Origin of the sequence: Azospirillum sp. TSH64, assembly GCF_003116035.1 — a bacterium.
Taxonomy (GTDB): domain Bacteria; phylum Pseudomonadota; class Alphaproteobacteria; order Azospirillales; family Azospirillaceae; genus Azospirillum.
In genome coordinates this window covers 7486399-7499026 of sequence record NZ_LGQW01000015.1, presented here as the reverse complement: position 1 = coordinate 7499026, position 12628 = coordinate 7486399, and the positions used below count along the sequence as shown (strand labels likewise).

Here is a 12628-nt window from a genome sequence, read left to right as displayed (position 1 = left end):
CGCCGGTTCCGGCGTTCCGGCGAGCGGAGCCTCTGGCGCAGTAGGATGCGCGGGGGGAATCGAGGCGAACTGGCTGCGGTCTGTCATCGCGGTGGCCGGACCTCCGAAGGTGGGCGCTTGACGGTGGCGCCCGATCCTCCGATCTAGGGGAGTGTTTTGCCGGACCGCGCTGCCCGCGGTCCCCGCCCGTCCTTGCCGGAGACCCAGTCGCGATGCGCAGCCCGTTTCCCCTGATGAACGTTTCCGCCGGCCTTTTGGTTCTGGGCCTGCTGACCGCCGGGCTGACGCTGCCGTCAGCGGCGGCGGCGGACGACGTGATCGGCCGCTTCTCCAACGACTGGACCGGCAACGGACTTCAGGTTCAGGCCATCGAGGACCCCAAGGTGAAGGGGATCACCTGCCATCTGGTCGATTTCGACCGCAGCCTGATCGACCGGCTGAGCAAGGGCAACTGGTTCGAGGATCCGTCGAACGCCTCCATCGCCTGCCGCCAGACCGGGGCGGTCACCGTCGGCGACATCGACCTGTCGCAGAAGGGGGAGGAGGTCTTCTCCGAACGGAAAAGCCTGATCTTCAAGTCGATCGCCATCCGCCGCATCTATGACCGGCCGAACGACACGCTGGTTTATGTGGTGTACAGCCGACAGGTGAAGGACGCTTCGGCCAAGACCTCGATCTCCACCGTGCCGCTGTTCAGCGCGAACGCGACCTGGACGAAGGGCAAGCCTGCGGCGAAGTGAGGGGCCGGTCCGCCCCCACATCCAGCCTCACCCGACGATCCGCCCCAGCCGCACCGCCGTCTGGCCGGCCTTCACGCGGCGGGCGGGCATGATGAGAACGCAGTCGTTGTAAGGGGTCTGGATCGCGCGGCCGTCGTCCCAGCCGATGACGGTTCCGGCGCGGCCGATTACCTCCATCCCGACGAAGGGGGCGGTGAAGCGGAAGCGCTCGCTGGCGGCGGTGATGGCCTCGGTCACCTCGACCAGCCGCTGCGGATCGGTTCGCGGGCGCATGCGCGGACCGTTCGCCGGTTGCTCGATCATCTCCAGGCCGAGAAGCAGGCGCAGGCAGCTTTCCAGCGCCACCGTCGCGGCTTCCGTCCGCCAATGCTGGCCGCATTCGACCAGGATGGCGGTGTGCGACCCCTCGGGCTTGGCGAAGTTGCCGTAATCGATCAGTCTCTTGCCCCCGGCATGCCCGCCGTCCGCCACCACCCAGGCCGGATAGCCGAGGCCGAGCGCCAGATCGCGCCCGCGGGTGGTCCGTCCGCACAGGGTCAGCGGTGCGGTGTCCGCCGTCATCGAATGGAGATCGAGCAGCAGATCCGCCGATTCATAGACCGGCCGCAGGGCGCGGGCACGCCGAAGCTCGATGCTGTCGCGCCGGCCGTCGAGATGCTCCGGTGACCACAGCCGGTTGAAATCCTCGTCCAGATAGCGCGACGCGTAGGGGTTCTGGCGGTCGAAGGTGGCGTAGGCCGCAGTGTTGGCGAAGACGAAGGTCAGCCGCCCGCGCGTCGGCCGCAATCCCATGCGCAGCAGGGCGTCCAGCGCTATGGCGCCGCACAGTTCGTTGCCGTGGACGAGCGCGTTCAGCACCACGTGCGGCCCGGGCTCCGCCGCCGACAGGCTGGTGACGTGGTCGATGCCGGTGTTGCCGCGCCGGTAGGGCGCGATGTCGGGCGGCGTGAGTTCTACGGGGGCGAAGAGCGGGTCGGTCAAGCGGCAAGCTCGCCAGCGGTGGGCGCTCCGAACAGTATGGCGAACCAAGCGACTCCACGCCAGTGCGGGCCGGTGCGCAGCCGCGGTTTTTTTGGCTGATGCGCCTGGCGCAATGTTGCGGCGGCATGGCAGCATCATGACGAATTGCCGTCGACTGCGAGTTGACGCATGGGTTATAGGATCCGTCGGATCGATAAGGGCGGCGGTGGACGTTGCGGCACTTGGACTGGCGGTTGTTCCGCCCGGGTTTCCTGGGTGGGGGCTATCTGGTTGTGGGTCGTCTGGTCGGGGCAGGTCGATGAGCTTCGTGATCGATGACGTTCTGGTCCGCAACGACCCGGTCGGCCGGCGCCTCCCGGTGCTGTTCGATTCGCCGCACAGCGGCAGAATCTATCCCGACGATTTCCGGGTGATCTGCCCGCATCCGCTGCTGCGTCAGGCCGAGGACACCCATGTCGAGGAGCTGTTCGCCACTGCCCCCGACCATGGCGCCACCTTGCTGTGCGCGCTGTTCCCGCGCACTTGCATCGATGTGAACCGTGCCGTCGACGACATCGACCCGGCGATGATCGACGGTGATCTGCCGCTGCCGGTGCGTCCGACCCCGCGCAGCACGCTGGGCATGGGCCTGATCCGGGCCATGCTACGGCCGGGCGTGCCGCTCTATGACGGGAAGCTGCCGGCGTCGGCGGTTGCCGACCGCATCGACCGCTATTACCGCCCGTACCACGCCCAGATGCGGATGGCGCTGGACGGGCTGGCGGAGCGGTTCGGCGCCGTGTGGCACGTCAACTGCCATTCCATGCCGTCGTCGCTGCGGCCGGACGGGCGCGATCCGCTGGCGGTGGATTTCGTCATCGGCGACCGCGACGGCACCACCAGCGAGCCGGGTTTCGTCCGGCTGGTGGCGGACACCCTGCGCGGCCTCGGCCATCGGGTGGCGATCAACGATCCTTACAAAGGCGTGGAACTGCTGGCGCGCTATGGCGAGCCGGCGCGTGGCCGCCATTCGATCCAACTGGAGATCAACCGCCGCCTCTACATGAACGAGGAGACGCTGGAGCGCCACGATGGCTTCGCCCGGCTGAAGGGCGACATCGACACGCTGATCCGCCGCATCGCCGACTATGCCGGCCAGCGCGTCCTGCACCGCGCAGCGGAGTAGGCGCCCCGCCGGGATCGGGTCGGCGGGGTCGCGAAGGACGTGCGGAGGCCCGTTCCCGTCAGGCCCGATCCACTCAGGCCCGTTCCACTCAGGACTGCGTGACCTGCTGGCGCGCGATGTCCAGGAAATGCGCCATCTGCTTTTCGACGCGGTGGTCGGAGATGTCGACCCCGCGGGCGTGCAGGTCTGCGCTCAGCTTGTCCCGGATGTCGTGCGGGCCGGGGGTCGCGATGTCGGTGTCCACGATCTGGCGGGCATAGGCCTCGGCGTCGCCACCGGACAGCCCCATCAGGTCGGCGGCCCATTCGCCGGCCAGCCGGTCGCGCCGGGCGCGGATGCGGAAGAGCAGGTCCTCGTCGTGCTGGAACTTGTTCTCGAAAGCCTTTTCGCGGTCGTCGAAGGTCGTCATGGGGACCCAGGCTCCTTTATTGGTTTCGCTCCCTTATATGAAGATAATATAGCCCGACGGCGGCTGTCGTCACTGCCCCGCCGCGTCGCACCCGCGGATATTCTGCAGAGCCTCCCCGGTCGGCGGGATACCCTCGGATGCCGCCGAAGACGGGCACGACAAAAGACTCGAACGAAAGACAGGGCAAGGCATGTGCAGTGTGATTCTCCTGCGGCGACCCGATGCAACTTGGCCGCTGGTCGTCGCCGGGAACCGTGACGAGATGGTGGGGCGCCCCTGGTTGCCACCGGCCCGCCACTGGCCCGACCGACCCAACGTGGTCGCCGGGCTGGACGAGCTGGCCGGCGGTTCCTGGATGGGGCTGAACGACGAGGGGGTGGTGGCGGTCATCCTCAACCGCTTCGGCACGCTGGGGCCGGAGGCCGGCAAGCGGTCGCGCGGCGAACTGGTGCTGGATGCGCTCGACCATGCCGATGCCGCCGATGCGGCGCGCAGCTTCGCCGATCTCGACATCCGCGCCTACCGCCCGTTCAATCTGGTGGTCGCCGACAACCGCGACGCTTTCCTGGTCGTCCACCGCGGCGCCAACCCGCGTCACCGGCCGGAGGTGTCGTCGATCCCCGCCGGCGTACACATGCTGACCGCCTTCGAGATGGACGACCCGCAGGACCCGCGCACCGCCTTCTACCGTCCGCTGTTCGAGCATGCCATTCCGCCGACCCTCGACGCGCTCGACGCGGAGAGCTTCGCCTGGGGCGGCTGGCCGGAACTGATGGGCAGCCGCATCTGGGAGGGCACGCCGGACGAGCGCGGCGCCATGGATTTCCTGCTGCCGAGCGGCTTCGGAACCTCGTCCAGCTCGCTTCTCGCGGTGCCGCGGGTGGAGCGTCCCGACCTGAACCCGATCTGGCACTTCGCTCCCGGCCGGCCGCATGCGGTGGACTATGCGCCGGTGGAGCTGTGAGGCGGCGGAGCTGTAAACCGGCGGCACAATCCTGCCCTCCAGCCCCCGTCGTTGTGTTCGTGCACCCGGCTTGCTATATCACTCAGGCACATTCCTGGGCCGGCAAGCTCGCTTGACCGGTCCTTACGTATTTGGACGAAGATACGATGACACGACGCCGGCGCATCTACGAAGGCAAGGCCAAGGTACTCTTCGAAGGGCCGGAGCCGGGCACCCTGGTGCAGTACTTCAAGGACGACGCCACCGCCTTCAACAACCAGAAGAAGGGCGTCATCACCGGCAAGGGGGTGCTGAACAACCGCATCTCCGAGTATCTGATGAGCCGTCTGTCTGAGATCGGCGTGCCCACGCACTTCATGCGCCGCCTGAACATGCGCGAGCAGCTGGTGCGCGAGGTGGAGATCATCCCGATCGAGGTCGTCGTCCGCAACGTCGCCGCCGGCAGCCTGTCGCGCCGCTTCGGCATTCCCGAAGGCACGCCGCTGCCGCGGTCGATCATCGAATACTACTACAAGTCGGACGAGCTGAACGACCCGATGGTCTCGGAGGAGCACATCACCGCCTTTGGTTGGGCGGCTCCCCAGGATCTCGACGACATGGTCGCGCTCAGCTTGCGCGTGAACGACTATCTGTCCGGCCTCTTCCTCGGCATCGGGCTCAAGCTGGTCGACTTCAAGCTGGAGTTCGGCCGTCTGTGGGAGAACGAGGAGATGAGGATCGTCCTGGCGGACGAGATCAGCCCCGACAACTGCCGCCTGTGGGACGTCAAGACCAACGAGAAGCTGGACAAGGACCGGTTCCGCCAGGATCTGGGCCGTGTCGAGGAAGCCTATCAGGAGGTCGCGCGGCGCCTCGGCATCCTGCCGGAAGGCGGGCCGAGCGACGTCAAGGGTCCCAAGACGATCCAGTGACCGCCATCCAGCAACCACCCCTCCACCCAACACCGTAAAGCGAGCGGACATCCGATGAAGGCCAAGGTTCACGTCACCCTCAAGCGCGGCGTTCTCGACCCCCAGGGCAAGGCCATTGCGCACGCGCTGCACACGCTGGGCTTCGACGGCGTCGAGGACGTCCGCGCCGGCAAGGTGATCGAGCTGCAGCTCAAGAGCACCGACGAGGCGACCGCCCGCAAAGAGGTCGAGGCGATGTGCAGCAAGCTGCTCGCCAACACCGTGATCGAGGACTACGCCATCGAGCTGGTGGCCTGATCCGCCGGCAGCCTTGATTAAGCGGTTTCTTGATTCAGCGGTTTCCGGAGTGGAGCGCGGCAGATGAGTGTTGACCATCTGGCCGCGCTCGACCCCATTTTCGCCGAATGCCTGCGCGTCGGCGGCCCGGTAATCCGGGATTTCAGCCGGCCGACCGGATTCGTCGGCCTGCTGCGCATGGTGATGGAGCAGCAGCTTTCCACCAAGGTTGCGCTGGCGCTCTGGGCCAAGCTGCAGGACCGGCTGGGCGGCACCGTCACCCCCGACGCCATCCTGGCGCTCGACGACGACAGCTTGCGCGCTTGCGGTTTCTCCCGCCAGAAGATCGGCTACGCCCGCGGCCTCGCCGAGGCGGTGGCGAGCGGCCGGCTCGATTTCGACATCATCCACGACCTGCCCGACGAGGAGGCGATTGCCCGGCTCGTCGCGCTGAAGGGCATCGGCCGCTGGAGCGCCGAGGTCTACCTGATGACCACGCTCGACCGGCCGGACATCTGGCCCATCGGCGATCTGGCGATTCAGCTGGGCGTCCAGCGGCTGAAGGGCTGGGCGGACAAACCGAATGCTAAGCAGCTGATCGAGGTGGCGGAGCCGTGGCGGCCCCATCGCTCACTGGCGGCTCGGCTGGTCTGGCACCATTACGTGGCGTTGCAGGAGCAGGCGCGGGCGGCGCGGGGCCTGCCGCCGTCGCGGTGATCGGAAAACTTCACCCCGCCAACACCGGCAACCGCCACCCCGCCAGCGCGATCTCCACCGGCAACCGCGCCAGAACGTCGCCGTCGCCCTGCACCGCATCGGCGAACAGCCCGTCGCCGGCCGGCCCCTCGATCCGCACGCGCCTGGCCGTCACCACGCGGTAGTCCGGAAAGCGCGCCAGCCGCCCGGCGGTGACGCCCCAGACATAGCGCAGCGCGTTCAGCCGCCCGCCGCGCGGGAATAGGCAGACATGCAACTCCGGCTCCGTCAGCCGCGCATCGGGTGCGCAGATGAAGCGGCCGCCGTAGAAATGCCCCTTGGCGACGATGACCGACGCCACCTCCTGCGGTTCGCCCCAGCCGTCGCCATTGTCCAGAGTGACCCGATAGCGGTGGTCGGGCCGGGTCGCCAGTTGCACCAGCGTCTCGGCGACATAGGCGCCCTTGCCGATCAGCCGCTTCACCCGGGGATCGACCCGCTCCACCACCCGCGCGTCCAGCCCGACCCCGGCCATCAGCGAGAACACCCGTCCGTTGGCCTGCGCCGGCCAGATCATCGTCCGTCGTCCGCTGGCAATCGCCGTTGCGATGCGCTCCGCATCCATCGTCAGGCCCAACTCGGCCGCCAGCACGTTGGCGGTGCCCATCGGCACGATGCCGAGCGGCAGCGGCCGACCCGCCTCGGCATGGGCGGCCAGTCCGTTGATGACCTCGTTGATGGTGCCGTCGCCGCCGGCCGCCACCACCGCGTCCACCTCGGCGGGATCGGCCGCGCGGGCAAACGCCTCCGCATCGCCGCGCCTGCCGGTCGGCCTGACGGTGACGCCGATGCCGCGGGCCTCCAACCGGGCGACCACCGCGCGAAGCCGCCGTGCCCGCCGCCCGCCGGCGGTCGGGTTGTGGATCACCAGCAGCCGTCGCATGTCGATGGCCGCATCCTCGCCGCTGCCCATGCCAACCGCCGGACTTTCATCCATCAGAACCGTGTCGCGCACCGATTCGTTCTCCCTGGCCGGCGCGAAGGGCGCCTTCTGTTGCAGAACAGTGAAGGGCTCGTGGCGGTTCCGTTGCAGTAAAACTGCGGCGGTATGACGATAGCCCAAATCGTTGTGACGAATAGGTGCGGGTGTTTCAAATCGTTGTCAAGGAGTGCCTCTTTCCTTTATACGGCAGTTGTCTTGATGGCCATCGGCCATGGCGACGACGGAGCGGAAGATGGACGCCGTCCCAGCGGTCAAGCGGTACCGCAGCATTTGGATATCCGACGTTCATCTTGGAACGCGCGGCTGTCAGGCGGAACTGCTTCTCGATTTCCTGAAGCACACCGAATCGGATCACCTGTACCTGGTCGGCGACATCGTCGATGGCTGGCGGCTGAAGAAAAGCTGGTACTGGCCGCAGGCCCACAATGACGTGGTGCAGAAGATCATGCGCCGCGCCCGCAAGGGGGTGGAGGTCTATTACATCCCCGGCAACCATGACGAGGCGGCGCGCGATTACGTCGGGCTGCAGTTCGGCGGCGTGCATGTGGTGGACGAATGGGTCCACACCACCGCCGACGGCCGCCGCCTGCTGATCACCCACGGCGACAAGTTCGACGCGGTGGTGCGCTACGCCAAGTGGCTGGCCCTGCTCGGCGACCACGCCTACGTCACGCTGCTGCACGTCAACACCCTGTTCAACTGGGTGCGCCGCAAGCTCGGCTTCAATTACTGGTCGCTGTCGGCCTACCTGAAGCACAAGGCGAAGACCGCGGTCGAATTCATCGGCAAATACGAAGAGGCGCTCGGCGAGGAAGCCCGCCGCCGCAAGGTCGACGGCGTCGTCTGCGGCCACATCCACACCGCCGAGATGCGCGACATCGAAGGAATCCTCTATTGCAACGACGGCGATTGGGTCGAGTCCTGCACCGCCTTGGTCGAGCACGACAGTGGCGCGCTGGAAATCATCCACTGGACGGAGGTCATGGCGCAGCGGCTTGCCACCACCGGTCCCAGCAGCAGTCCCACCGGCGGCAAGATCAAGGCGAAGGAACTCACGGCGAAGGAACGGGAAGCGGCGTGAACATCCTGATCGTCAGCGACGCCTGGCACCCGCAGGTGAACGGCGTCGTGCGCACCATCGGCACCGTGCGCGCGGAGCTGGAGGCGATGGGCCACAGCGTCGAGGTGATCGGCCCCGACCGCTTCCGCACCCTGCCGATGCCGACATATCCGGAAATCCGGCTGGCACTGGGGGCGAAGCGGCGCTTGTGGGCGATGATCGACGGGCTGCGGCCCGACTGCATCCACATCGCCACCGAAGGGCCGCTGGGCTTTGCCGCACGCTCCTATTGCCTGAAGCACGGCAAGCCCTTCACCACCGCCTACCACACCCGCTTTCCCGAATATGTGCGCGACCGCGCCCCGATCCCGCTGGCGCTGTCCTATGCGGTGGTGCGCCGCTTCCACAAGCCGTCCTCGGCGGTGATGGTGGCGACCCAGACCATCGAGGACGCGCTGACGACCCGCGGCTTCGCCAACATCCGCCGCTGGACCCGCGGGGTCGACACCGAGCTGTTCCGGCCCCGCGACAAGGACTTCCTCGATCTGCCGCGCCCGGTGTCGATGTATGTCGGGCGCGTCGCGGTGGAAAAGAACCTGGAGGATTTCCTGCGCCTCGACCTGCCCGGCACCAAGGTGGTGGTCGGCGATGGCCCGGCACGGGAGGAATTGCAGCGCAAGTATCCCGCCGTCCATTGGGTCGGCGCCAAGCATGGCGAGGAGTTGGCGAGGCATTATGCCGCCGCCGACGTCTTCGTCTTCCCGTCGCGCACCGACACCTTCGGGCTGGTGTTGCTGGAGGCGCTGGCGTCCGGCGTGCCGGTGGCGGCCTATCCGGTGCCTGGACCGCTGGACGTGGTCGACGGCTCCGGCGCAGGCTGCCTGGACGAGGATCTGAAGCGCGCGGTCGAAGGGGCGCTGGCGATCCCGGCGCAGACCTGCCGGGACTATGCGCTGGGCTACTCCTGGCGCCGCTCGGCCGAACAGTTCCTGTCGAACCTGCGACCCTTTTCGTAAGCGGGAAGGCATTCGGGATACGCCGCAGCCTTTTCCGCGCGGTTGGCGCTTGTGACGTTTTGAGGGAACGGTGAGGGGCCTGCGTCGCACCGGCCCCTGTTACGGAACCGTTGCCGCGTGCTAAGGTGCCGCCGGGCGCGTCGCCGGTGGTCCGTATCAGGGGCACCGGCAACGCGCCCGTTGTCGTACGTCTCCTGTTCCGGGCCTTGATGCTGCATTCCCTCTACCGTGGCCTGACGACCGTTGCCGGGCCGGCGGTGCGCCTCTATCTCGACCGGCGCCGTGCTGCCGGCAAGGAAGACCCCGCGCGCCAGGCGGAGCGGTTCGGCATGGCATCGCAAGCCCGGCCGGCCGGTCCGCTGGTCTGGATCCACGCGGCCAGCGTGGGGGAGGCGAATTCGGTCCTCGTGCTGGTCGGCCGGCTGCTGGAAGGCGCGCCCGACCTGACCGTGCTGATGACCACCGGCACCGTCACCTCGGCCGAGCTGATGGGCCGGCGGCTGCCGCGGCGTGCGATCCACCAGTATGTGCCGGTCGATCTGCCGGGCGCGGTCGACCGTTTCCTCGACCATTGGCGGCCCGACGCGGTGTTGTGGACGGAGTCGGAGATCTGGCCGAACCTGCTGGCCGGCATCCGCACCCGCTCCATCCCGGCCGCGCTGGTCAATGCCCGCATGTCCGAACGCAGCTTCTCGCGCTGGCGCAACGTGCCGGGGCTGATCGGCGGCCTGCTGTCGACCTTCCAGGTGACGCTGGCCCAGACCGAAGGCGATGCGGAGCGGCTGCGCCGGCTCGGCGCTTCCGGCGTCGCCAGCGTCGGCAACCTGAAATTCTCCGCCGAGCCTCCCCCCGCCGTCGCCGATGCGATGGAGCCGCTGCGGGCATCCCTGGCCGGCCGGCCGGTCTGGCTGCTCGCCAGTTCCCATCCGGGAGAGGACGAGATCGCCGCGGCGGTCCATGCTGCGCTGGCCCCGGTGCTGCCCGGCCTGCTGACGGTCGTCGCCCCACGCCATGCCCATCGCGGCGACGCCATCGCGGAGCTGATGCGGGCGCGCGGGCTGCCGGTTCTTCAACGGACCGCCGGGCATCACCTGCCGGGTCCCGAGCATGCCGTCTATGTCGCCGACACCATGGGCGAGCTTGGGCTGTTCTACCGTGCGGCACCGGTGGTGTGCATGGGTGGCTCCTTCATCCCCCATGGTGGACAGAACCCGGTGGAGCCGGCGCAGCTGGGCTGTGCCGTGCTGTACGGGCCGCACATGTTCAATTTCGGCGAGATCACCCACATGCTGGAAGCCGCCGGCGGCGCCCTGCCGGTGGCGGACGGCGAGGCGCTGGCCCGCGAGGCGCGCCGGTTGCTGACCGATGACCGTGCACGAGACCGCATCGTCGCGGGTGCGGCACGGGTGACCGCCGACAACCGGCGGATCATCGACCGGGCGCTGGCGGCGCTGGCCCCGGTGCTGGGCGCGGCCGGCATCCGGACGGCTGCCTGAGGGGACGCGCCGCCGTGAAGACCCCCGCCTTTTGGTACCGGCCGCCCGGTCTCGCCTCCACCCTGTTGGCGCCGCTGGGTGCGCTCTATGGGCTGGCCGGGCGGCGGCGCATCGCCGGAACCGTTCCGCGCAAGGTCGGCGTTCCGGTGGTCTGCGTCGGCAATCTGGTGGCGGGCGGCGCCGGCAAGACGCCGGTCGGGCTGTCTGTGATTGCGGCCTTGCAGGCCCGCGGTGTCGCCGTCCATGCGCTGACCCGCGGCCATGGCGGGCGGGAGGCTGGTCCGCTGGCGGTCGATCCCGGCCGCCACACCGCCGCCGACGTCGGCGACGAGGCGCTGCTGCTGGCCGGGGCGGCGCCCTGCTGGGTGGCGCGCGACCGGTTGGCTGGGGCGGAGCGCGCGGTTGCCGCCGGGGCCAAGGCAATCGTCATGGATGACGGCTTCCAGAACCCGGCCCTGCACAAGGATCTGTCGCTGATCGTCGCCGACGGCGCGGTCGGCTTCGGCAACGGCCGGCTGGTTCCGGCGGGGCCGCTGCGGGAACGGGTGGCCGACGGCCTCGCCCGCGCCGATGCGCTGGTGATCCTGGGCGAGGACCGTCACGGTCTGGCGGCGCTGGCCGGCGGACGCCCGGTGCTGACCGCCCGGCTGGAGCCCGATCCGGAGGCCGCCGCCCGTCTCGCCGGGCGCGACGTGCTGGCCTTCGCCGGCATCGGCCGTCCGGAGAAGTTCTTCGCCACGCTGGAGGCGCTCGGCGCCCGCATCGCGGAGCGGGTGCCCTTCGCCGACCATCACCCCTACCGTCCGGCCGAGGTGGCGGCACTGATCGACCGCGCCACGGCGCTGGGCACCTTGCCCGTCACCACCGCCAAGGACGCCATCCGCCTGCCGCCGGAGTTGCGGGCGAAGATCGCCGTCCTGCCGGTGTCGGTGCGCTGGGCCGACGAGAGCGCGCTCGCTGCGCTGCTGACGCATGTTTCGCTGAAAGGAAGCCCCGATGGCCAAGCCGCGTAGCCCGTTGCAGAAATGGCTGACGCGCCGCATCGGCTATCCGCTGGAGGCGCTGCTGGTCCATGGCGTCTGCGGTCTGTTCCGGATGCTGCCGCTCGACCGCGCATCGGCGCTCGGCGGCTGGATCGGCCGGACGGTGGGGCCGTGGCTGCCCAACAGCGCCCGCGCCCGGCGCAACCTGACCCGCGCCTTCCCGGAGAAGGGCGGGGCGGAGATCGACGCGATCATTCGCGGCATGTGGGACAATCTCGGCCGTACCATCGCCGAATACCCGCATCTGGAGCAGATCGGCCGCGAACGGATCGAGGTGGTCGGCACCGAGCATGTCGACGCCCTGCGCGAGGACGGCAAGGCCGGTATCCTGGTCTCCGGCCATCTGGCGAACTGGGAGGTCCAGTCGGTCGCCTCCCGCATGCTGGGGCTGGAACTGGGGCTGGTCTACCGCGCGCCCAACAACCCGATGGTCGGCGAACTGCTGGTGAAGCTGCGCGGGGCGGCGACCGGCATGCAGATCCCCAAGGGGCCCGAGGGTGCCAGGATCCTGCTGCGCCACCTGACCAAGGGCGGCCATGTCGGCATGCTGATCGACCAGAAGATGAACGACGGCATTCCGGTGCCTTTCTTCGGTCGCGACGCCATGACGGCTCCGGCGGCTGCCGTCCTCGGCATGAAGATGCAGCTCCCGCTGTGTCCGGCGCGGACTGAGAGGCTGGAGGGGGCCCATTTCCGCGTCACCGTCCTGCCGCCGGAGGAATACCCGACCAGCGGCGACCGCAATGCGGATGCGCGAATTCTTATGGAAAGGCTGAACCGACTGTTGGAGGATTGGATCCGCGACCGGCCGGCGCAATGGTTGTGGATCCACCGCCGCTGGCCCGACTGAGCACCCGAACCTCTCGCC

General features: G+C 68.7%; 14 protein-coding genes. 11 read left to right on the top strand and 3 right to left on the bottom strand.

Going from position 1 to position 12628, the window contains the following annotated elements:
* The first annotated feature begins 212 nt into the window (after window positions 1–212).
* Window positions 213–740 carry a CreA family protein gene (locus TSH64_RS34885; RefSeq protein WP_109452123.1) on the top strand — a complete coding sequence of 176 codons (528 nt, stop codon included), beginning with the start codon at window positions 213–215 and terminating at the stop codon, window positions 738–740.
* Window positions 741–767: 27 nt separating this feature from the next.
* Here the strand turns inward: TSH64_RS34885 and TSH64_RS34880 are convergent, their stop codons facing one another.
* Entirely contained in the window at window positions 768–1721 is a 954-nt protein-coding gene (locus TSH64_RS34880; protein ID WP_109452121.1) for a succinylglutamate desuccinylase/aspartoacylase family protein, read from the bottom strand.
* 298 nt (window positions 1722–2019) lie between these two features.
* Between TSH64_RS34880 and TSH64_RS34875 the strand changes: the two genes are divergently transcribed.
* Window positions 2020–2886, top strand: a complete 867-nt coding sequence (locus TSH64_RS34875) for an N-formylglutamate amidohydrolase (RefSeq protein ID WP_109452119.1) — start codon at window positions 2020–2022, stop codon at window positions 2884–2886.
* Window positions 2887–2974: 88 nt separating this feature from the next.
* On the opposite strand, the gene TSH64_RS34870 is transcribed toward TSH64_RS34875, so the two are convergent.
* Window positions 2975–3295, bottom strand: a complete 321-nt coding sequence (locus TSH64_RS34870) for a DUF1476 domain-containing protein (RefSeq protein WP_109452117.1) — start codon at window positions 3293–3295, stop codon at window positions 2975–2977.
* Window positions 3296–3485: 190 nt separating this feature from the next.
* On the opposite strand from TSH64_RS34870, the gene TSH64_RS34865 reads away from it, so the two are divergent.
* The 4 genes from TSH64_RS34865 to TSH64_RS34850 all read left to right on the top strand — a co-directional run bounded on the left by TSH64_RS34865 (window position 3486) and on the right by TSH64_RS34850 (window position 6163).
* On the top strand, window positions 3486–4259 hold the full coding sequence (locus TSH64_RS34865; RefSeq protein ID WP_109452115.1) for an NRDE family protein: 774 nt from the start codon (window positions 3486–3488) through the stop codon (window positions 4257–4259).
* A gap of 146 nt (window positions 4260–4405) precedes the next feature.
* The gene (gene purC, locus TSH64_RS34860; protein WP_042697247.1) at window positions 4406–5170 is read left to right on the top strand and encodes a phosphoribosylaminoimidazolesuccinocarboxamide synthase; all 765 of its coding nucleotides are present in this window, start codon (window positions 4406–4408) and stop codon (window positions 5168–5170) included.
* Between the two features lie 54 nt (window positions 5171–5224).
* On the top strand, window positions 5225–5467 hold the full coding sequence (gene purS / locus TSH64_RS34855) for a phosphoribosylformylglycinamidine synthase subunit PurS (protein WP_014246942.1): 243 nt from the start codon (window positions 5225–5227) through the stop codon (window positions 5465–5467).
* A 63-nt stretch (window positions 5468–5530) separates the two neighbouring features.
* On the top strand, window positions 5531–6163 hold the full coding sequence (locus TSH64_RS34850) for a DNA-3-methyladenine glycosylase (RefSeq protein WP_109452113.1): 633 nt from the start codon (window positions 5531–5533) through the stop codon (window positions 6161–6163).
* A 10-nt stretch (window positions 6164–6173) separates the two neighbouring features.
* Here TSH64_RS34850 and TSH64_RS34845 read toward each other — a convergent pair whose 3' ends face one another.
* Window positions 6174–7157: a YegS/Rv2252/BmrU family lipid kinase gene (locus tag TSH64_RS34845; protein WP_109452111.1), complete on the bottom strand. Its 984-nt coding sequence runs from the start codon at window positions 7155–7157 to the stop codon at window positions 6174–6176.
* 220 nt (window positions 7158–7377) lie between these two features.
* On the opposite strand from TSH64_RS34845, the gene TSH64_RS34840 reads away from it, so the two are divergent.
* The 5 genes from TSH64_RS34840 to TSH64_RS34820 all read left to right on the top strand — a co-directional run bounded on the left by TSH64_RS34840 (window position 7378) and on the right by TSH64_RS34820 (window position 12610).
* Window positions 7378–8226 (top strand): UDP-2,3-diacylglucosamine diphosphatase, encoded by an 849-nt coding sequence (locus TSH64_RS34840; protein ID WP_109453359.1) that lies wholly within the window; start codon window positions 7378–7380, stop codon window positions 8224–8226.
* Window positions 8223–9221: a glycosyltransferase family 1 protein gene (locus TSH64_RS34835; RefSeq protein WP_109452109.1), complete on the top strand. Its 999-nt coding sequence runs from the start codon at window positions 8223–8225 to the stop codon at window positions 9219–9221. Before TSH64_RS34840 ends, TSH64_RS34835 begins: the two co-directional genes overlap by 4 nt.
* 209 nt (window positions 9222–9430) lie before the next feature.
* Window positions 9431–10717 (top strand): 3-deoxy-D-manno-octulosonic acid transferase, encoded by a 1287-nt coding sequence (locus tag TSH64_RS34830; RefSeq protein ID WP_109453357.1) that lies wholly within the window; start codon window positions 9431–9433, stop codon window positions 10715–10717.
* 14 nt (window positions 10718–10731) lie between these two features.
* The gene (lpxK, locus tag TSH64_RS34825; protein WP_109452107.1) at window positions 10732–11730 is read left to right on the top strand and encodes a tetraacyldisaccharide 4'-kinase; all 999 of its coding nucleotides are present in this window, start codon (window positions 10732–10734) and stop codon (window positions 11728–11730) included.
* Window positions 11714–12610, top strand: coding sequence for a lauroyl acyltransferase (locus TSH64_RS34820; protein ID WP_109452105.1), 897 nt, complete (start codon window positions 11714–11716; stop codon window positions 12608–12610). Before lpxK ends, TSH64_RS34820 begins: the two co-directional genes overlap by 17 nt.
* Window positions 12611–12628 lie beyond the last annotated feature (18 nt).

Coding starts and splice junctions, on each gene's coding strand:
- purS (WP_014246942.1), top strand. CDS start 5,225: ATGAAGGCCAAGGTTCACGTCACCCTCAAGCGCGGCGTTCTCGACCCC.
- TSH64_RS34865 (WP_109452115.1), top strand. CDS start 3,486: ATGTGCAGTGTGATTCTCCTGCGGCGACCCGATGCAACTTGGCCGCTG.
- TSH64_RS34885 (WP_109452123.1), top strand. CDS start 213: ATGCGCAGCCCGTTTCCCCTGATGAACGTTTCCGCCGGCCTTTTGGTT.
- TSH64_RS34840 (WP_109453359.1), top strand. CDS start 7,378: ATGGACGCCGTCCCAGCGGTCAAGCGGTACCGCAGCATTTGGATATCC.
- TSH64_RS34830 (WP_109453357.1), top strand. CDS start 9,431: ATGCTGCATTCCCTCTACCGTGGCCTGACGACCGTTGCCGGGCCGGCG.
- TSH64_RS34875 (WP_109452119.1), top strand. CDS start 2,020: ATGAGCTTCGTGATCGATGACGTTCTGGTCCGCAACGACCCGGTCGGC.
- TSH64_RS34870 (WP_109452117.1), bottom strand. CDS start 3,295: ATGACGACCTTCGACGACCGCGAAAAGGCTTTCGAGAACAAGTTCCAG.
- TSH64_RS34850 (WP_109452113.1), top strand. CDS start 5,531: ATGAGTGTTGACCATCTGGCCGCGCTCGACCCCATTTTCGCCGAATGC.
- purC (WP_042697247.1), top strand. CDS start 4,406: ATGACACGACGCCGGCGCATCTACGAAGGCAAGGCCAAGGTACTCTTC.
- TSH64_RS34820 (WP_109452105.1), top strand. CDS start 11,714: ATGGCCAAGCCGCGTAGCCCGTTGCAGAAATGGCTGACGCGCCGCATC.